At 48.8% G+C, this 18,351-nt stretch carries 21 protein-coding genes and 2 tRNA genes; 21 read left to right on the top strand and 2 right to left on the bottom strand.

Going from position 1 to position 18,351, the window contains the following annotated elements:
- The 21 genes from DW769_RS12030 to DW769_RS11935 all read left to right on the top strand — a co-directional run bounded on the left by DW769_RS12030 (position 1) and on the right by DW769_RS11935 (position 16,946).
- On the top strand, positions 1–903 hold the full coding sequence (locus DW769_RS12030; RefSeq protein ID WP_118750423.1) for a dihydroorotate dehydrogenase: 903 nt from the start codon (positions 1–3) through the stop codon (positions 901–903).
- A gap of 295 nt (positions 904–1,198) precedes the next feature.
- Positions 1,199–2,095, top strand: coding sequence for a C40 family peptidase (locus DW769_RS12025; RefSeq protein ID WP_117509730.1), 897 nt, complete (start codon positions 1,199–1,201; stop codon positions 2,093–2,095).
- A gap of 274 nt (positions 2,096–2,369) precedes the next feature.
- Positions 2,370–3,587, top strand: a complete 1,218-nt coding sequence (locus DW769_RS12020; protein ID WP_055227104.1) for an iron-containing alcohol dehydrogenase — start codon at positions 2,370–2,372, stop codon at positions 3,585–3,587.
- 217 nt (positions 3,588–3,804) lie between these two features.
- Positions 3,805–4,482: an orotate phosphoribosyltransferase gene (gene pyrE, locus DW769_RS12015; protein WP_022462007.1), complete on the top strand. Its 678-nt coding sequence runs from the start codon at positions 3,805–3,807 to the stop codon at positions 4,480–4,482.
- Between the two features lie 34 nt (positions 4,483–4,516).
- Positions 4,517–4,669 (top strand): hypothetical protein, encoded by a 153-nt coding sequence (locus DW769_RS16630; protein WP_022462008.1) that lies wholly within the window; start codon positions 4,517–4,519, stop codon positions 4,667–4,669.
- A gap of 84 nt (positions 4,670–4,753) precedes the next feature.
- Positions 4,754–5,230 carry a VanZ family protein gene (locus tag DW769_RS12010; protein ID WP_055227152.1) on the top strand — a complete coding sequence of 159 codons (477 nt, stop codon included), beginning with the start codon at positions 4,754–4,756 and terminating at the stop codon, positions 5,228–5,230.
- Entirely contained in the window at positions 5,211–5,528 is a 318-nt protein-coding gene (locus DW769_RS12005; RefSeq protein WP_022462010.1) for a hypothetical protein, read from the top strand. The genes DW769_RS12010 and DW769_RS12005 overlap by 20 nt, the downstream gene beginning before the upstream one ends.
- A 66-nt stretch (positions 5,529–5,594) precedes the next feature.
- On the top strand, positions 5,595–6,206 hold the full coding sequence (locus DW769_RS12000; RefSeq protein ID WP_118750422.1) for an HD domain-containing protein: 612 nt from the start codon (positions 5,595–5,597) through the stop codon (positions 6,204–6,206).
- 67 nt (positions 6,207–6,273) lie between these two features.
- Positions 6,274–8,295 carry an aminopeptidase gene (locus DW769_RS11995; protein WP_117813269.1) on the top strand — a complete coding sequence of 674 codons (2,022 nt, stop codon included), beginning with the start codon at positions 6,274–6,276 and terminating at the stop codon, positions 8,293–8,295.
- A 122-nt stretch (positions 8,296–8,417) separates the two neighbouring features.
- Positions 8,418–8,924, top strand: coding sequence for a 5-(carboxyamino)imidazole ribonucleotide mutase (gene purE / locus DW769_RS11990; protein ID WP_022462013.1), 507 nt, complete (start codon positions 8,418–8,420; stop codon positions 8,922–8,924).
- 25 nt (positions 8,925–8,949) lie between these two features.
- Complete coding sequence (gene purM, locus DW769_RS11985; protein WP_118750421.1) at positions 8,950–9,975, top strand: phosphoribosylformylglycinamidine cyclo-ligase; 1,026 nt, start codon at positions 8,950–8,952, stop codon at positions 9,973–9,975.
- On the top strand, positions 9,969–10,595 hold the full coding sequence (gene purN, locus DW769_RS11980; protein WP_118750420.1) for a phosphoribosylglycinamide formyltransferase: 627 nt from the start codon (positions 9,969–9,971) through the stop codon (positions 10,593–10,595). The genes purM and purN overlap by 7 nt, the downstream gene beginning before the upstream one ends.
- A 5-nt stretch (positions 10,596–10,600) precedes the next feature.
- On the top strand, positions 10,601–11,872 hold the full coding sequence (purD, locus tag DW769_RS11975) for a phosphoribosylamine--glycine ligase (protein WP_118750419.1): 1,272 nt from the start codon (positions 10,601–10,603) through the stop codon (positions 11,870–11,872).
- Between the two features lie 179 nt (positions 11,873–12,051).
- Positions 12,052–12,213, top strand: coding sequence for a hypothetical protein (locus DW769_RS16460; RefSeq protein ID WP_022462017.1), 162 nt, complete (start codon positions 12,052–12,054; stop codon positions 12,211–12,213).
- A gap of 91 nt (positions 12,214–12,304) precedes the next feature.
- Positions 12,305–12,377 (top strand) — tRNA-Val (locus tag DW769_RS11965).
- A 33-nt stretch (positions 12,378–12,410) separates the two neighbouring features.
- Positions 12,411–12,484: transfer RNA gene (locus tag DW769_RS11960), tRNA-Met, on the top strand.
- Between the two features lie 189 nt (positions 12,485–12,673).
- Positions 12,674–13,807, top strand: a complete 1,134-nt coding sequence (gene rffA, locus DW769_RS11955; protein ID WP_117760542.1) for a dTDP-4-amino-4,6-dideoxygalactose transaminase — start codon at positions 12,674–12,676, stop codon at positions 13,805–13,807.
- Positions 13,808–13,813: 6 nt separating this feature from the next.
- The gene (locus tag DW769_RS11950) at positions 13,814–14,422 is read left to right on the top strand and encodes a YdcF family protein (RefSeq protein ID WP_118595604.1); all 609 of its coding nucleotides are present in this window, start codon (positions 13,814–13,816) and stop codon (positions 14,420–14,422) included.
- A 280-nt stretch (positions 14,423–14,702) separates the two neighbouring features.
- Positions 14,703–14,933 (top strand): hypothetical protein, encoded by a 231-nt coding sequence (locus DW769_RS11945; protein ID WP_055227097.1) that lies wholly within the window; start codon positions 14,703–14,705, stop codon positions 14,931–14,933.
- An 84-nt stretch (positions 14,934–15,017) separates the two neighbouring features.
- On the top strand, positions 15,018–16,688 hold the full coding sequence (gene rlmD / locus DW769_RS11940) for a 23S rRNA (uracil(1939)-C(5))-methyltransferase RlmD (RefSeq protein WP_118750418.1): 1,671 nt from the start codon (positions 15,018–15,020) through the stop codon (positions 16,686–16,688).
- A gap of 24 nt (positions 16,689–16,712) precedes the next feature.
- Positions 16,713–16,946: a DUF6061 family protein gene (locus DW769_RS11935; RefSeq protein ID WP_055303613.1), complete on the top strand. Its 234-nt coding sequence runs from the start codon at positions 16,713–16,715 to the stop codon at positions 16,944–16,946.
- Between the two features lie 157 nt (positions 16,947–17,103).
- Here the strand turns inward: DW769_RS11935 and DW769_RS11930 are convergent, their stop codons facing one another.
- The gene (locus tag DW769_RS11930) at positions 17,104–17,430 is read right to left on the bottom strand and encodes a hypothetical protein (protein ID WP_055303614.1); all 327 of its coding nucleotides are present in this window, start codon (positions 17,428–17,430) and stop codon (positions 17,104–17,106) included.
- Between the two features lie 38 nt (positions 17,431–17,468).
- Positions 17,469–18,350, bottom strand: coding sequence for a sensor histidine kinase (locus DW769_RS11925; protein WP_055303615.1), 882 nt, complete (start codon positions 18,348–18,350; stop codon positions 17,469–17,471).
- Between the last annotated feature and the right edge of the window lies 1 nt (position 18,351).

The raw sequence follows: 18,351 nt of genomic DNA, 5'->3' as shown, positions 1-18,351 counted from the left end.
ATGAAGACAAGTGTGAATCTGGCGGGTGTGGAACTGAAGAATCCGGTTATGACGGCATCTGGTACGTTTGGCTCCGGCGCGGAGTACAGTGAGTTTGTGGATTTGAAGGAGCTTGGCGCGGTTGTGACGAAGGGTGTTGCGAATGTGCCGTGGCCGGGGAATCCGACGCCGCGTATTGCGGAGGTTTACGGCGGAATGCTGAATGCGATCGGACTGCAGAATCCTGGTATTGATGTGTTCTGTGAGAGGGATATTCCGTTTTTGAAACAGTTTGACACGAAGATTGTGGTGAATGTGTGTGGACGGACGACGGAGGATTACTGTGAGGTTGTGGAGCGATTGACTTCGGAGCCGGTGGATCTGCTGGAGATTAATATTTCGTGCCCGAATGTGAAGGAGGGCGGTATTGCGTTTGGACAGGATCCGAAGGCGGTGGAGGCGATCACCAGAGAAGTTAAAAAATATGCGAAGCAGCCGATTATTATGAAATTGAGCCCGAATGTGACGGATATTACGGAGATGGCGCGGGCTGCGGAAGCCGGCGGGGCGGATGTGCTGTCGCTGATCAATACGCTTACTGGGATGAAGATTGATATTGAACGGCAGAAGTTTGCGATTGCGAATAAGACTGGCGGTATGTCGGGGCCGGCGGTGAAGCCGATTGCGGTGCGGATGGTGTATCAGGTGGCGCAGGCAGTGAAAGTGCCGATTATTGGTATGGGCGGTATTGCGTCGGCGGAGGATGTGCTGGAGTTTATTCTGGCGGGGGCTACGGCGGTTTCGATTGGGACGGCGAATTTCTTTAATCCGTATGCGACTGTTGAAACGGTTCGCGGTATCGAAGAGTATATGAGAAGGCATAAGGTTGACGATATTAATTCGCTGATCGGGGCGGTGAGATAAGACGGACGGCCTCGAGCGGCTTCGCATCTGCGGTGCGGCGGGCGAGAAAAAGAGGGCGGAACTGTGGCTCAGAATGGGCACAGGGAAACGGGAACCATCCCATTTTCCTGCACCTGTTCCGGGCTCACAGTTTCTGCCCTCTTTTTCTATGCCCGCCACACGGCAGGCGCAAATTCCAGTGAGGTCTGGTTGTGTGGAGCTGAAACGAAGTAGGTCTGGATCCGCCGGGGGCGGATCGGCGTGAGAGTGTTGTGGTGGGTGCATAGTATATAGAAAATGGAAGGTGGTATGTGAGATGAAGTATGGGATCATTAAAGTGAAGCGGGCGTTTTTGTATGAGGAGAATGGGGTTGATGTGGTGGATGAGGTGTTTTTTGGATGGAGCGTGATGTGGGAAGATGAGGGGGAGTGGATTGAGGTTTGGACGCATTATGGGTATCGGGGGTGGATGGAGAGGAATTTGATTGAGGAGAAAAGCAGGGAGTGGATGGAGGAGAGGGAAAAGGCAGGGAATACGTATGTGGTGACACGCGGGTTTGCGGATGTGATGAGAGGAGCGCGGGTGCAGGCGCGGATGTTGGAGACGCTGGGACGGGGGTGTTTTGTGGAGAAAATGGAGGAGACGGAGAATGGGTATTGCAGGGTGAAGCTGGCGAATGAGATCAGTGGGTTTGTGCCGGAGGTGGCATTAAGAAAAAGACTGGATTCGGATCGGTTTTTGTGGGGAAAATCGGAAGAGAGGTTTTTTGTGGAGCAGGGGATTCCGAAGGGGTGGTCGGAAGAGAAGTTTCGGAGGAAGGTTGTGGAGTGTGCGAAGGGGTATCTTGGATGCCAGTACCGATGGGGCGGGAAGGCGGCGGATGGGATTGACTGTTCGGGTGTGGTGTTTATGGTGTATTTGATGAATGGGGTTTTGATTTGGCGGGATTCGGATATCAGGGAAGGGTATCCGATGAAAGCGATCTGGAGAGAAGGGGAGGAGATGTGTCTGGTGGAGGAACGGGCGAAGGCCGGGGATCTGCTGTTCTGGAGGGGGCATGTGGGGATGTATCTGGGGGACGGCAGGTATCTGCACTGTACGGGGCATGAGAGGGTGTTTGGGTGCAGGGTGAATAGTCTGCGGAGAGGGGATGAGGATTTTCGGAAGGATCTGGCGGAGGCGCTGAAAGTGGTTGGGAGTGTTTTTTCGTGAAATATCTGGAAGCGGAAAGCTGGAGGAAAAGAGCGATGTACCGTGAAAAACAGGCATCGCGGGCGGCACGGGAGTAAATAAGACATATATAATTGACATCAGGAAATATCATTTTTGTATTGGAAATCCCTGAAAAAGTTTGTTATAATAATAACAAAGTCGAAAACAAAAGACAAAAGGCGGCTCAAACAGAGAGTAGGAAAAACAGAAATTCTGCTGATCTGATCTGCCGGAGCTGTCCATCAGAAGCAAAACAAGAAAGGGGTTCTGAACAATGGCAAGATTTACATTACCAAGAGATTTATACCACGGAAAGGGTGCTTTAGAGGCACTGAAAACATTCGAAGGAAAACGTGCAATCGTCTGTGTAGGCGGCGGCTCCATGAAACGTTTCGGTTTCCTGGATCGCGCAGTAGACTACCTGAAAGAAGCCGGCATGGAAGTACAGCTTTTTGAGGGAATCGAGTCTGACCCGTCAGTCGAGACTGTTATGCGCGGAGCAAAAGCGATGGAAGAGTTCCAGCCGGACTGGATCGTAGCAATGGGCGGCGGATCTCCGATCGACGCAGCAAAAGCAATGTGGATCAAATACGAGTATCCAGACATCACCTTCGAAGAAATGTGCAAGGTATTCGGAATGCCGAAACTCCGCAGAAAAGCTCATTTCTGTGCAATTTCTTCTACATCCGGAACAGCAACCGAGGTAACCGCGTTCGCAGTTATCACAGACTATGAAAAAGGTATCAAATACCCGCTGGCAGACTTCGAAATCACGCCGGACGTTGCAATCGTAGATCCGGATCTGGCAGAGACGATGCCGCAAAAGTTAGTTGCTCACACCGGTATGGACGCTATGACCCATGCAATCGAGGCATACGTTTCCACCGCGAACTGTGACTTCACCGATCCGCTGGCACTGTATGCAATCAAGATGATTCAGGCAGACCTGGTAGATTCCTACAACGGAGATATGGCAAAACGTGACAGCATGCACAACGCACAGTGCCTCGCTGGTATGGCATTCTCCAATGCACTTCTTGGTATTGTTCACTCCATGGCACATAAAACAGGCGCAGCATTCGCTGATTACGGCGCTCACCTGATCCACGGCGCAGCAAACGCTATGTACCTGCCGAAGGTTATCGCGTTCAACGCAAAAGACGAGACTGCAGCAAAACGTTATGCAGTGATCGCTGACGAGATGAAACTTGGCGGCGAGACAACGGAAGAGAAAGTAAAACTCCTCATTGACTATCTGCGCGGCATGAACGACAAACTGAACATTCCGCACTGCATCAAGAACTACGGAAAAGACAGCTATCCGACCGAGCAGGGCTTCGTTCCGGAAGACGTATTCCTGGAGAGACTGCACGACATCGCTGTAAATGCCATCGCCGATGCCTGCACCGGATCCAACCCGAGACAGCCATCTGTTGAAGAGATGGAAAAACTGCTGAAATGCTGCTACTATGATACAGAAGTAGATTTCTAAAAAGAAAACATATCGAAATCCCTCCGTTCTCTGGGCGGAGGGATTTTTTGCGTCAGAGAATGAAATTTATTTGTGTGGATTTTATGTTTTTTATGCGAAATCCTGTGTCTGGACTGGAAAAACAGAGGCGTTTATGGTAGTATAGAAAAGAATAGAAGTAAAAACGGGCGGCATTGCGAAAAAAGATGCCTTCCCCTGAAAATATGGAGGAAAAAAGATGGAACAGTACAAGCAGGAGTTTATCGAGTTCATGGTCGAGAGCCAGGTATTAAAATTTGGAGAGTTTACTCTGAAAAGCGGAAGAAAATCCCCGTTCTTCATGAATGCGGGCGCTTACGTAACCGGAAGCCAGTTAAAACGTCTCGGCGAGTATTATGCAAAAGCAATCCATGACAATTATGGACTGGATTTCGACGTTCTGTTTGGACCGGCCTACAAAGGAATCCCGCTCAGCGTTGTAACCGCCATTGCGATTCATGATCTCTACGGTGTGGAAGTACGTTACTGCTCCAACCGGAAAGAAGCAAAAGACCACGGCGGAGATGCAGGACTGCTGCTTGGAAGCAAAATTAAAGACGGCGACCGCGTTGTCATCATCGAGGATGTTACCACCTCCGGAAAATCCATCGAGGAGACGTTCCCGATCATCCAGGCACAGGGCAATGTGGAGATCAAAGGTCTGATGGTATCCTTAAACCGTATGGAGCGCGGAAAAGGCGACAAGAGCGCACTTGAGGAAATCCAGGAAACCTATGGCTTCCCGGCAAATGCCATTGTAACCATGGAGGATGTCATCACCTATCTGTACAACCGTCCATGCCAGGGCAAAATCCAGATCGATGACAAGATGAAGGCTGCCATTGATGCTTATTATGAGGAGTACGGTGTCAAATAAGACGTGGTACACTTGAAAAAAGGAGTTTTGCACGATGAATGAAAAAATCTATAAAACCATGGGACGTGTCGGCGGCGGAAATATCGCCATGGGCGCAGTACTGGTTGTGGCAGGGGTAGCAACCGGTGTCCTGATGATCGTAAGCGGAGCAGGTCTGCTGAAACGACGCGGGGAAATTATGTTTTAAGAAAAATGCCGGAATATTTTGGAAGCGCATGCGCCGAAGAGGTATTCCGGCGTTTCTGATACCACGCAGAAAGGGGAAACAAAGATGAAGCAGGAGACGAAAGCCAGAATCCGCGTTGTGGGACGGATTTTATTTCTGGTGTATCTTCTTGCGCTCGTTTATTTTCTGTTTTTTGCAGAAGAATACGGGAGAAGAAACTTTTTTGAACTGGATTACCGTTACAATCTGGTGCCGTTTCAGGAAATCAGACGTTTCTGGATTTACCGCGAAAAGGTGGGATTCCTTGCCGCATTTTTAAATCTGGCGGGCAATGTGATCGGTTTTCTGCCGTTCGGCTTTATCGTTCCGGTGATGCACAAAAAAATGGAGAGTTTCTGGAAAGTATCGCTTCTTGGTTTTATGTTCAGCCTCTGCGTGGAGACGATTCAGCTCATCACGAAGGTGGGCTGCTTTGATGTAGATGATCTGATCCTGAATACGCTTGGAGCCATGATCGGCTGCGGCGCATTCCTGATCTGCAATAAATTCAGGAGATGGAAATATGGCGAGGAAGAAGTATAATTACAATTTTGTCCGGAAGCCGTCGGAAGGCGGAAAGGAAGCTCTCTATATGGCAGGTGCTTCGGTCTTTCTGTTTCTGCTGGCTTCGGTCGTATCGTTTGCATTCCGCGGAAACGGAGGCATTTTTCTCGGAGCAGCGGGACTGTTCTCATTCCTTCTGTCGGGATACGGCTTCTATGTGGGAATGAAGAGCTTTAAAGAAGAACAGGTCAGCCACAGAATGTCGGTTCTCGGCTCGATTACGAGCGGCGGCATGCTGGTCGCATGGCTGGCACTGTTTCTGATCGGTGTGAGATAAATGTACTCTCGTAAAATCAAGCACAGAAAGACTCCGGGAGTACATATAAAAGAAAAGGGGAAAAAGATGGATCGCGAACGTTTTGAAAAACAGCTGAATTTTATTCTGGAGATTGATAAAGAAAAACAGATCCTGCGCCAGACGCACATCCGCGGCTATTCGCGCCAGGAGGACGACGCGGAGCACGCATGGCACATGGCGGTGATGGCATTTCTGCTGCAGGAATATTCGAGTGAGAAAATCGACATCGGCAGAACGATGCTCATGCTGCTGATTCACGACCTCGTGGAGATTGATGCAGGCGACACGTATGCGTACGACGCGGAGGCAAACAAAACAAAAGACGAGAGAGAACACAAAGCGGCCGAGCGCATCTACGGCCTGCTGCCGGAGGATCAGGGAAGAATGTTGATGGATCTCTGGCTCGAGTTCGAAGCGTATGAGACACCGGAAGCGCGCTTTGCCCATGTGATGGACAATTTCCAGCCGCTGCTTTTAAATCATGAGAACGATGGAAAAGACTGGACCCGCCACAATGTGCGGATTTCCCAGCCGTTAAAACGAAACGAGAAGACTGCGACCGGCTCCGAGGAGATCTGGAGTTATATGGAAGAGATTCTCGAACAGAGTATCCGGGATGGAAAAATTATTGACGACCGGGAAGAAAAACAGGAATAAGTTAAGAAGAATGAGGGGCAGATCTGCCCCTCGTAACAGTTAAAGAGAAACAGAAAGGGATTTTTTTATGACGGATGAATTATTAAACGAGCGGTATGCGCTTGCAATTGAGCGGATCCGCCAGATTCCGGCGGAAAAAAGCGTTCCGCAGCCGTACCGCGATTTTTTTGCACAGATGGCACAGTACCTCTGCAAAATGGACCAGATCCGGAGCAGAATCGCAGAAGGATATCTAAAAACAGCATCCGAGGAAGAGCTGGCTGTTTTTAACCGCGAGCCGTATGAAGATGTGATCGGGGAGCGGTATGAGACCTCCTACGGAAACCCGGCGTTTGCCGTGCGGGCACTTGGTGAAACGCATGGAAGGAGCCTCTGCTGCCTGTACCGGGAGCTGGGAAATGCTGTTGTCTGGGTCTATGAGGACCGCCTGCTGGAGCTGACTGCGGCGATGGAGCTGTATCTCGAGTTGTATGCGATGTTCGAGGAGGAGACGCTGCCGTCCGCGCAGTATGTAAAAGAGAGCATTTACTGGTATGTGAGCGATTACGCCGAGGAGCGCCAGGAATACCAGGTGCGCGAAATCGTCGACCCGTCGCTGCACTTTGTGAAGGATATTGTGATGGAATCTGATCTGACGGATCTGCGGTATCTGTACCAGTACGGCGAATATATCACCGAAAATGAGAAGGGTACAGCCCGCTTTTTAAATACGTTCAGCCAGGAAGAAATCGACGCGATGGCACGCACCTACACAGAAGGCTTCCGCAAGTGCTTTCTCGTGGCGCGAAAAGATCTGTCGAAAAAGAAGACAGTCAGCATCCGCTTCCACATCGGTTTTGAGCGCATGATCCGTGCGGCAATATTACAGTTCCGCGAGATGGGACTCGAGCCGGTGATTTCCCGCGGCGCGCGGAGAACGTGGGTTGCCGGTGCGTCTGCGAATAAGCAGTATGACTACGATCACCGGAACGATGAGGCGCTGTATCTCAACGAGGATCTCGTGAAGAGACGGCTCCGCGCGATGCAGGTGAAATACGACGAGTACAAAGAACTGGCGGACGGCTATGCCGGCCCTGCCGTGGTGGAAACCTTCGGCGAAGTTCCGTTTGAGCCAGTAAATAAAAAACAGGCACTGCACTTAAACGAGCGCCAGCAAAAGCTCCGTGTCGGTTTCCAGAACGAGGCGGGCCAGATTGTAAACCGCTATATCAAGGATGACGAGTACGGCTACACGATCATCGCCTACCCGATGCCGGAGATCGATCCGCGCTACGAAAAAATTTTCCGTGAGATCGTAAAGATCAACACGCTCGATTACGAAAAATACCAGCGCATCCAGCAGTACCTGATCGATGCGCTCGACGAGGGTGTTTCCGTGCATGTGCTTGGAAAAGGAGAGAACAGAACGGATCTGCGCGTGATGCTGCATCATCTGAACGATCCTGCGAAAGAGACGAATTTTGAGAACTGTGTTGCCGACTGCAATATTCCGGTCGGAGAGGTCTTTACTTCCCCGAGTCTTACCGGCACGACAGGCGTGCTCCATGTGACGGGGGTCTACCTGAACGAGCTGTATTACCGCGATCTCTGCCTGACGCTGACCGACGGCATGATCACCGCGTATGACTGCGCAAACTTCGAAAAAGAAGAGGACAATCGTACTTATATAGAAGAAAACCTGCTGTATCACCACAGGACGCTGCCGATCGGTGAGTTTGCCATCGGAACGAACACGACGGCGTACGTGATGGCAGAGCAGTACGGCATCGCCGGAAAACTGCCGATCCTGATTGCAGAGAAGATGGGCCCGCATTTTGCGATGGGCGACACCTGCTACGCCTGGGCGGAGGACAGCCCGATGTACAACCCGGACGGAAAAGAAGTAATCGCGCGCGAGAACGAGGTTTCGGCAAAACGGAAAGAAGATCCGTCGAAAGCATACTTCGGATGCCACACGGACATCACGATTCCGTACCGCGAACTGCAGTCGGTTGCGGTCGAAAAAGCAGACGGAACGACGATCCCTCTCATTGAGGACGGACGCTTCGTCCTGCCGGGAACGGAAGAATTAAATGAACCTTTTGGCTGATTATGGGTTGACATTTCTGCGCCTGCTTAGTATATTATAAGCAGAACTGAATGATTAAAACATAAATATAAGCATAACTAATGAATAACGCTTAGAACAGTTAATCAGAAAAGGAGAACAACATGGCTAAAGTAGGAATTGTGATGGGCAGCGACTCTGATATGCCGGTAATGAGCAAAGCAGCCGACATGCTGGAAAAATTTGGAATTGAGTACGAGATGAAAATCATCTCCGCACACCGCGAGCCGGATGTATTTTTCGAATATGCAAAAACCGCAGAGGAGAAAGGCTTCAAGGTTATCATTGCAGGCGCAGGTATGGCAGCTCATCTGCCGGGTATGTGCGCAGCTATTTTCCCAATGCCGGTCATCGGAATTCCGATGCATACCACATCGCTTGGAGGTCGTGATTCCCTGTACTCCATCGTACAGATGCCGAGCGGCATTCCGGTAGCAACCGTTGCCATCAATGGCGGTGCCAATGCCGGAATCCTGGCAGCAAAGATTCTTGCAACTTCCGATCCGGAACTGCTTGCAAAACTGAAAGCATATACACAGGAAATGAAAGAGCAGGTTGAGGCAAAAGACGCAAAACTGCAGGAAACAGGATACCGTAACTACAGTAAATAAAAACAAAGGACAAGGGAGGTTCACCATGGATTACAAGAACGCAGGAGTAGATATTGAAGCTGGATACAAATCAGTAGAATTAATGAAAGAGCATGTAAAGAAAACCATGCGCCCGGAGGTATTAGGCGGCCTTGGCGGTTTTTCCGGCGCTTTTTCCCTGGCAAAAATCAAAGAAATGGAAGAGCCGGTGCTGCTTTCCGGTACAGACGGATGCGGAACCAAGGTGAAGCTCGCCATGATTCTTGACAAACACGACACCATCGGCATCGATGCTGTTGCCATGTGTGTGAATGATATCGCATGTGCCGGCGGAGAACCGCTGTTCTTCCTCGACTACATCGCATGCGGAAAGAACTATCCGGAGAAAATCGCTTCGATCGTAAAAGGCGTTGCAGAAGGCTGTCTGCAGTCCGATGCGGCACTGATCGGCGGCGAGACCGCAGAGCATCCGGGCCTGATGCCGGAGGATGAGTACGATCTGGCAGGCTTTGCTGTCGGTGTCTGCGACAAGAAAGATATGATTACCGGCGAAAATCTGGCAGCCGGAGACGTGCTGATCGGAATGGCTTCCACAGGCGTTCACAGCAATGGATTTTCTCTTGTCCGCAAGGTCTTTGATATGACAAAAGATTCTTTGAATACATACTATGATGAGCTCGGCGCAACGCTCGGGGAGACCCTGCTTGCACCGACCCGGATCTATGTAAAAGCACTCCGTGCGGTCAAAGATGCCGGCGTAACCGTAAAAGCGTGCAGCCACATCACCGGAGGCGGCTTCTACGAGAATATTCCGCGTATGCTGAAAGACAATACCGTAGCCGTTGTACAGAAAGACAGCTACACCGTACCGCCGATCTTCGATCTGATGGCAAAGAAGGGCAATATTGACGAGCAGATGATGTACAACACCTTCAACATGGGTATCGGAATGGTACTGGCCGTTGATCCGGAGGATGTAGATGCAGCCATGAAAGCCATCCGTTCCACCGGCGATACTCCGTATGTGATCGGACATATTGAAAACGGAGAAAAAGGAGTACAGTTATGCTAAAGCTGGCAGTTCTTGTTTCCGGAGGCGGCACGAACCTGCAGGCAATTCTGGATGCGATTGACGCGGGAACCATCACAAACGCAGAGGTTTCCGTTGTCATCAGCAACAATGCAGGTGCATACGCGCTGGAACGCGCGAAAAACAAAGGGATTGATGCCGTCTGCCTCTCCCCGAAAACGTTTGTATCAAGAGAAGCATTTAACGAGGCGCTGCTTGCAAAACTGCAGTCTTACAACGTAGATCTCGTTGTGCTGGCGGGATGCCTTGTTGTCATTCCGCAGAGTATTGTGGATGCGTACCCGAACAAAATCATCAACATTCATCCGTCCCTCATTCCGTCCTTCTGCGGAACAGGCTACTACGGACTGAAGGTACACGAGGGTGTTCTTTCCCGCGGCGTTAAAGTGACGGGAGCGACGGTTCACTTTGTGGACGGCGGAACAGATACCGGCCCGATTATTCTGCAGAAGGCGGTCGAAGTACACGAGGGTGATACACCGAAAGTGCTTCAGCAGCGCGTCATGGAGGAGGCCGAGTGGGTTATCATGCCGCGTGCGATCGATCTGATTGCAAATGGAAAAGTAACGGTAGAAGACGGACACGTAAAGATAAAGGAGTAAGAGCGATGAAAGTACTGATTGTAGGAAGCGGCGGAAGAGAGCATGCCATTGCCTGGAAAGTGGCACAGAGCCCGAAGGTGGACAAGATTTACTGCGCTCCGGGAAATGCAGGAATTGCGGAATACGCAGAGTGCGTTGCGATTGGAGCGATGGAGTTTGACAAACTCGTTGCTTTTGCAAAAGAAAAAGAAATTGATCTGACCGTGATCGGTATGGATGATCCGCTGGTCGGCGGTGTGGTTGATGCGTTTGAGGCAGAGGGGCTGCGTGTATTCGGACCAAGAAAGAATGCGGCGATTCTGGAAGGATCCAAAGCGTTCTCCAAAGACCTGATGAAAAAATATAACATTCCGACGGCAGCGTACGAGACGTTCTCCGATCCGGAGGCGGCAGAGAAGTATCTGGAAACCGCAAAATTCCCGATCGTACTGAAAGCCGACGGTCTGGCGCTTGGAAAAGGCGTTCTGATCTGCAACACCTTAGAGGAAGCAAAAGAGGGCGTTAAGACGATCATGCTCGACAAGAAATTCGGCAGTGCCGGAAATGAGATGGTCATCGAGGAATTTATGACGGGACGCGAAGTTTCCGTGCTCTCTTTTGTCGATGGAAAGACGATCAAGACGATGAGTTCTGCGCAGGATCACAAGAGAGCAGGAGACGGCGATACCGGTCTTAACACCGGCGGCATGGGAAACTTCTCTCCGAGCCCGTTCTACACAAAAGAGGTGGATGATTTCTGTAAGAAATATATTTATCAGCCGACAGTAGATGCGATGGCAGCAGAGGGAAGACCGTTTAAAGGCGTGATCTTCTTCGGACTGATGCTGACACCGGATGGACCGAAGGTGCTGGAGTACAATGCCCGCTTTGGCGATCCGGAGGCACAGGTTGTGCTTCCTCGTATGAAAACAGATATCATCGATGTATTTGAAGCCTGCATCGATGGAACGCTTGACCAGATTGATCTGCAGTTTGCAGACAATGCGTGTGTCTGCGTTGTACTGGCTTCGAACGGTTACCCGGTTTCCTACGAGAAGGGATTCCCGATCCGTGGGCTTGCGACATTCAAAGAGCATGAGGGCTACTACTGCTTCCACGCCGGAACGAAGTTCAAGGACGGCGAGATCGTGACGAACGGAGGCCGTGTACTCGGCGTGACAGCACTTGGCGATACCCTGAAAGAGGCACGTGCGAATGCATATAAGGCTGTTGAATGGGTTGACTTTGACAATAAATATTACCGCCATGATATTGGAAAAGCGATTGACGAAGCGTAACGTGAATGTGAATTTTAATTTTGAGTAAAATGGAGCCGCCAGAATCCCGGTGAAAGGGAAATCTGGCGGCTTTGTCTTTTTATTCAGAAAAGGGAATAAAGCGCCGCCGTTCCGGATACAATAGTAAGGAGATCCTTTGCTTTTTAGCAGAATCAGAACAGGAAAGGCGGTCGGAAAAGATGGGAATCGTTTGTCTGGCGGGGATTTTTGCCGTATTTCTTCTGCTTGCATGGACGCTCTGCCGGGCGGCAGGATGGGAGAAAGAACGGGAAGATCTGGAACAGGAGCAGTACCTGAAAGAGTGGCGGGAGAAAAAGTTGAAAAAAATCGAAAAAATTTGAAAATTAGTGTTGACATTTGGCGGGTGGAATGCTATACTAACGAAGTCGGTTGGTGATACAGATAAAAAGCCGACAGACAAAACACTGATGTGGGGTCTTAGCTCAGCTGGGAGAGCATCTGCCTTACAAGCAGAGGGTCATAGGTTCGAGCCCTATAGGCCCCATATTTTATGAAAAACGGTGTTGAAAATGAATATGGCGAGATAGCTCAGTTGGCTAGAGCACGCGGTTCATACCCGCGGTGTCGAGGGTTCGAATCCCCCTCTCGCTACTTATGGAACCCTTGAGAAATCAAGGGTTCTTTTGGCTTTATGGACAGTATGATGATATGGCTGTCATGTCAAAATCGTGTCTTGAAATCCACAGGGATTTGTGAGAAAATAAGACTACCTAAGAGCTTGTTTTGGGCTCTGAAAGTAAATAAAACAGTAATGGATAGAAGAAAGATAAGGAAAAAACAATGATAGAGTTTAATAAACCACCTTTTATTGGAACAGAACTGGAATACATCCGCCAGGCGGCAGAGGAAAACAACAAGCTGTGCGGCGACGGTCCTTTTACGAAGAAATGTTCTGCCTGGATGCAGGACAATTTCAACGTAAAACATGCGATGCTTACGACATCCTGCACCCATGCACTGGAAATGGCAGCTTACCTGTCTGAGATTCGGCCGGGCGACGAAGTGATCATGCCGTCCTACACGTTTGTTTCCACTGCAGATGCCTTTGTTCTGCGCGGAGCAAAAATCGTCTACGTGGATATCCGTCCGGATACGATGAACATCGACGAGACCAAGATTGAGGATGCTATCACCGAAAAAACAAAAGCGATTGTTCCGGTTCACTATGCGGGCGTTGCCTGTGAAATGGATACCATCATGGATATTGCAAAACGCCATAACCTGAAGGTTGTAGAGGATGCGGCACAGGGCGTGAGCGCGTACTACAAGGGAAAAGCCCTTGGAACGATCGGCGATTTTGGCTGCTACAGCTTCCATGAGACGAAAAACTATACGATGGGAGAGGGCGGCGCGCTGCTGTTCCAGGATGAGAATTATCTGGAAAAAGCAGAGATCCTTCGTGAAAAGGGAACGAACCGCAGCAAGTTTTTCCGCGGACAGATCGACAAATATACCTGGATCGACTACGGTTCCTCCTATCTGCCGAGCGATATGAATGCGGCTTACCTGCTTGCAGAACTCGAGGAACATGAGAAAATCGACAGAAAGCGGATGGCCATCTACAACTATTACCATGAGCAGCTCCGTCCGCTGGCTGAGGCTGGAAAGATCGAGCAGCCGGTTGTGCCGGAAGGCTGTGTACATAATGCACATATGTACTTCATCAAGGCAAGAAATCTGGAAGTGCGTACAAAACTGATCAACTATATGAAAGAGCGCGGTGTGATGTGTGTCTTCCATTACGTTCCGCTCCATACCTCCCCGGCCGGACAGAAGTTCGGTGTTTTCCACGGAGAGGACAAATACACAACAAAAGAGAGCGAGCGCCTGATGCGTCTGCCGATGTTCTACAGCCTGTCTGAACAGGATATGGCATATGTCGTAGAGTGCCTCATGGACTTTAAAGAGTGGTAACATTTCATGTATGAGAAGTTTTTAAACTACTTTACGGACTATATTTTCGTGAAGGATGAGCCGCAGAAAGCCGATGTGATTTTTGTGCCGGGAAACGGATATCCGCAGATGGCGGCGCACGCGGCAGAACTCTGGAAAGAAGGATTTGCGCCGTATGTGCTTCCGTCGGGAAGATACAGTACTGTGCTCGGACATTTCGCCGGTGTACAGGATCTTGCGGAGCAGTACGGCGGGAACTATGAAACCGAGTGGGAGTTTCTGCGGACGGTACTGCAGAAAAACGGCGTGCCGGAGAAAGCGATTCTGCGCGAAGACCAGGCGACGTATACGTATGAAAATGCACTGCGGTCACGGGAAGTGACAGATGCGGCGGGCATCGAGGTAAAAAAAGCGATCCTCTGCTGCCGGAATCTCCATGCGAGACGGTGTATTCTGTATTACCAGCTTGTCTACCCGGAGACAGAGTTTTTTGTCTGTCCTTCGGATATTGAGTTCACCAGAGAAAACTGGCATACAAAGGGTGAATGGATCGACCAGGTGTTAGGAGAAATGGAGCGCTGCGGCGGTCAGTTCCACAAGATTCTGCGGGAACTGCCGGCGGATTCTGAATTTTAACACCAGTAGACAAGAAGTCCCCCGCTTCTAAAGCGGTGGGATGAATTGTTAAAAGAAACATAACGGCAGTGGTAGGCGGAGAGAAATCGGTATCCTCCACTGACATGAGGAAAGTCACAGTCGAACTATTCTCGACATGTCAGACTCCGTGAAAATACCGACTGTAAGTTGAAACGAAAAGATTTATAAAAAAGAGCGGAAATTGTGGTAAAATTGCGGCTCGTATGGTATACTATCGTTAAGTTAAGTTTCTAATCTAAAGCAAAGGTTGGTGGACAGTATGAATAAGATTGATGAAGTATTAGAGCTTTTAAAACAGAGAGAACGTGAGAGCGAAAAACCGAAAAACGTGATTTTATGGGTCCTTGCCATTGTCGGAGCGGTAGCGGCAGTTGCAGGAATCGCATACGCAGTATACCGGTTTGTAACTCCGGATTATCTGGAAGACTTCGAAGATGATTTCGATGACGATTTCGACGATTACTTCGAGGATGAAGACGAAGATAAGTAGGATGGAAAAAAGAAACTCCGGTGCCGGAACGTGGTACCGGAGTTTTTCTGTCCGGAAATCAGTTTGACATAGAAGGAGAAGAGAATGAAAAAAGGAGAAATTTACGAGGGAGTCGTGGAAAGAATCGATTTCCCGAATAAAGGACGTGTACATGTGGAGGGCGAGACGGTTACCGTGAAAAATGCAATTCCGGGACAGAAGATCCGCTTTCAGATCAACAAAAAAAGAAAGAACCGCATGGAGGGCCGCCTGCTCGAAGTAACAGAAAAATCCCCGATGGAAAAGCGCGATCCGGTCTGCAGTATTTTCCCGTCCTGCGGCGGATGCATGTACCAGACGATGAGTTATGAGGATCAGCTTGCAATGAAGGCCGGTCAGGTGAAAAAACTGCTCGACGATGCCCTCGTGGAGGCCGGCCAGGTCAATGAGGCGGGGGAGGCCGATTATCCGTTCCTTGGAATCAAGGGAAGTCCGAAGGAGTTTGCATACCGGAATAAAATGGAGTTTTCCTTCGGCGATGAATACAAGGACGGCCCGTTGTCTCTCGGACTTCATAAAAAGGGAAGCACCTACGATGTCCTGACCGCGTGCGACTGCAAAATCGTACATGAGGATTTCACAAAGATTCTGACCTGCGTGCTGGCGTACTTTAAAGAGCGGAACGCAAGTTACTACCACAAGATAAGCCACGAGGGTTACCTGCGCCACCTGCTGGTGCGAAGAGCCGAGAATACCGGAGAAATCCTGGTAAATCTCGTCACCACAAGCCAGGAAGAGTGGGATCTGATGCCGCTCGTGCAGGAAGTGCTTGGTCTGCCGCTGGAAGGAAAGGTTGTCGGATTCCTCCATATCATAAATGATTCCCTGGCAGATATTGTAAAGAGCGATGAGACAAAAGTGCTCTACGGACAGGACTACTTCTATGAAGAACTCCTCGGACTGAAATTCAAGATCACCCCGTTCTCCTTCTTCCAGACCAATTCCCGTGGCGCGGAAGTTCTCTACAGCACCGCCCGCGAGTTCGTCGGCGAGACGAAAGACCGCACGATCTTCGACCTCTACAGCGGAACCGGAACCATCGCCCAGATCCTTGCACCGGTCGCAAAAGAAGTGATCGGCGTGGAAATCGTGGAAGAAGCTGTTACAGCTGCAAAAGAGAACGCAGAGGCAAACGGCCTTACCAACTGCAGTTTCCTCGCCGGAGACGTGCTGAAGGTGATCGATGAAATCGAAGAAAAACCGGACTTCATCGTTCTTGATCCACCGCGCGAAGGAATCCATCCGAAGGCTCTGCCGAAGATAGTTGATTTATATAGGTGTGAAAAAATGCTTTACATCTCCTGCAAGCCGACTTCTCTTGCGAGGGATCTGGTAGAGTTTGCAAAATATGGATACCGTGTAGAAAAAGTCTGCTGTGTTGATATGTTTCCGGGAACGGTGCACTGCGAGACGGTTGTTTTGCTTTCCAAGGGTGAGGTCGACTCGAAAAAGATTCGGGTTGAGTTCTCTTTAGAAGATATGGATATGTCCGAATTTCAAGATGGGGCAACCTACACGCAGATCAAGGACTATGTACTGGAACATAGCGGATTAAAGGTATCAAACCTGTATATCTCACAGATTAAGCGGAAATGTGGGATTGAGGTTGGTAAGAACTACAATCTGCCGAAGTCCGAAGATTCCAGACAGCCTCTGTGTCCACCGGAAAAAGAGAAAGCAATCCGAGAAGCATTCAAATATTTTGGGATGATATAACATCCCGTAAAATGGAGGTTTCTTATGGATAGATTGATTTCTTGTAAGTTTAACATGGATACCGCTTGTGTGGAACTGAAATTCTTTGATGGTAGTATGATTGCGATTGATACGATTGCGGTTGAGAACGAGGTTGCCGACAATATGTATCAGAGGTCGGAACTGGATTATCTGATTTACAATGACCCGATTGGATATGCTGATTTGATATTGAACGGAGATTCCAAAACCTATTTGAAAAACTGTTACAGAGTATAAATCTGTGGATACGGCGATTGGAGCGATTTGCCTGGCTCACTAAACCTCTAAGCCCATAGTTATTGGCTAAGGCAGATATTCAACTTTAATTTTAGAAAACATAAATAAAGGCTATCCAATCTTTTTGACTGGGTAGCCTTTGAAAGTTTTGCTCTTTCTACTTTTTAAGAATCAATTTATGAATGACCATGCCGATTATCAAACCAAAGGATGATACTGCCAAATACCAAAGCGAATGTATCAATGCTGTCTCGTTATAGTATATAAACACAGATGGCACAAATGTAATTGCTATGATTATTGGATACAAGTACTTTACTTTCAGATTTGAAATGCTGCCAATTAGAATTGAAAGCAATAATGTTGCTAAAATAAGCAAAACTATCATTCCCATAACGTCTGTTGGTCCTGCAAATAATGGAAATACATAAAACATAAATAATTGAATTAAGAGTATTAGTATCTCCTTCAAGTATTTCTTCATAATCAAAACACCTCCGTTCATATAAACTCTTTTTTATTTCATTTTGCAAAGATTATCTTGATTTGCAGTTTGTCATTGTTGTAGATTGCTCCAATACTTCCGCCCATACGCTCAATCAGCAGCTTGGCGATGGACAATCCCAAACCGGTTGAATTGCGACTGGCTTCTACTGTATAGAAACGGTCAAACAATCTGCCGACCGTCACATAATTCAGATTGTGCGCCGTGTTGCTGAATGTAACACAGCCGTTCTTATCCATGACTACGGACAGATCGCCGTCAGAGTATTTCAGCGCATTGCTGATAATGTTGGAAAAGATACGGTTGACCGCACCTGCATCCAGTTCACGGAAAACCGGTTCCTCCGGCAATTCGATTTCCGGTTGGATGCCTTTTTCCTGCATGACCGCATAGAAAGACAGCAGACTTTCCTCCAATGCCCGGACAACATCCATACGTTCTGGTTTCAGTTCCTGAAAAGAAGTAACCACACTATATCTGAATAGTTCTTCGGTTAGATTTTTTAAAACATCTGTTCTGTTTTGGATTTGAGAAAGATAGCAGTGTACCGTTTCGCTTTTTTCCTCTCGTTCCAATAGGTCAAGATAACCGTTTATCGCCGTAAGCGGAGTTCTCAGGTCATGGGAAATATTGGTGATAGCTTCTTTCAGTTCCAGATCGCCCTGTTGGTAACGATGGCGTTCCTTGCGGAGCAATCGAAGCTGGATATTAATCTCCGAAGCCAGTTTTCTCAGATGAGGGTCGCTGGAAGAAATATCAATCAGAGTGTTTGTGTCGGAGGAAAGACGTTCCTGGAATTCTGTATGAATTTCATCAATACTTTTTTCTATAAAAATAATCTTTGTGATTAGAAAAAATACAACAATTAGCAAAATACAACACAAAATCCAAGGGAACATC

It is taken from the genome of Blautia sp. AM29-29 (assembly GCF_003480555.1).
Lineage (GTDB): Bacteria > Bacillota > Clostridia > Lachnospirales > Lachnospiraceae > Fusicatenibacter > Fusicatenibacter saccharivorans.
This window is presented reverse-complemented; position numbering and strand designations above follow the sequence as displayed.

Coding starts and splice junctions, on each gene's coding strand:
- DW769_RS12005 (WP_022462010.1), top strand. CDS start 5,211: ATGGCGAGGAAGAAGTATAATTACAATTTTGTCCGGAAGCCGTCGGAA.
- pyrE (WP_022462007.1), top strand. CDS start 3,805: ATGGAACAGTACAAGCAGGAGTTTATCGAGTTCATGGTCGAGAGCCAG.
- DW769_RS11935 (WP_055303613.1), top strand. CDS start 16,713: ATGGATAGATTGATTTCTTGTAAGTTTAACATGGATACCGCTTGTGTG.
- purN (WP_118750420.1), top strand. CDS start 9,969: ATGCTAAAGCTGGCAGTTCTTGTTTCCGGAGGCGGCACGAACCTGCAG.
- DW769_RS12000 (WP_118750422.1), top strand. CDS start 5,595: ATGGATCGCGAACGTTTTGAAAAACAGCTGAATTTTATTCTGGAGATT.
- rffA (WP_117760542.1), top strand. CDS start 12,674: ATGATAGAGTTTAATAAACCACCTTTTATTGGAACAGAACTGGAATAC.
- DW769_RS12030 (WP_118750423.1), top strand. CDS start 1: ATGAAGACAAGTGTGAATCTGGCGGGTGTGGAACTGAAGAATCCGGTT.
- DW769_RS12010 (WP_055227152.1), top strand. CDS start 4,754: ATGAAGCAGGAGACGAAAGCCAGAATCCGCGTTGTGGGACGGATTTTA.
- DW769_RS16460 (WP_022462017.1), top strand. CDS start 12,052: ATGGGAATCGTTTGTCTGGCGGGGATTTTTGCCGTATTTCTTCTGCTT.
- DW769_RS11950 (WP_118595604.1), top strand. CDS start 13,814: ATGTATGAGAAGTTTTTAAACTACTTTACGGACTATATTTTCGTGAAG.
- DW769_RS11945 (WP_055227097.1), top strand. CDS start 14,703: ATGAATAAGATTGATGAAGTATTAGAGCTTTTAAAACAGAGAGAACGT.
- DW769_RS16630 (WP_022462008.1), top strand. CDS start 4,517: ATGAATGAAAAAATCTATAAAACCATGGGACGTGTCGGCGGCGGAAAT.
- DW769_RS11930 (WP_055303614.1), bottom strand. CDS start 17,430: ATGAAGAAATACTTGAAGGAGATACTAATACTCTTAATTCAATTATTT.
- purM (WP_118750421.1), top strand. CDS start 8,950: ATGGATTACAAGAACGCAGGAGTAGATATTGAAGCTGGATACAAATCA.
- purE (WP_022462013.1), top strand. CDS start 8,418: ATGGCTAAAGTAGGAATTGTGATGGGCAGCGACTCTGATATGCCGGTA.
- purD (WP_118750419.1), top strand. CDS start 10,601: ATGAAAGTACTGATTGTAGGAAGCGGCGGAAGAGAGCATGCCATTGCC.
- DW769_RS11995 (WP_117813269.1), top strand. CDS start 6,274: ATGACGGATGAATTATTAAACGAGCGGTATGCGCTTGCAATTGAGCGG.
- DW769_RS12025 (WP_117509730.1), top strand. CDS start 1,199: ATGAAGTATGGGATCATTAAAGTGAAGCGGGCGTTTTTGTATGAGGAG.
- DW769_RS11925 (WP_055303615.1), bottom strand. CDS start 18,350: ATGTTCCCTTGGATTTTGTGTTGTATTTTGCTAATTGTTGTATTTTTT.
- rlmD (WP_118750418.1), top strand. CDS start 15,018: ATGAAAAAAGGAGAAATTTACGAGGGAGTCGTGGAAAGAATCGATTTC.
- DW769_RS12020 (WP_055227104.1), top strand. CDS start 2,370: ATGGCAAGATTTACATTACCAAGAGATTTATACCACGGAAAGGGTGCT.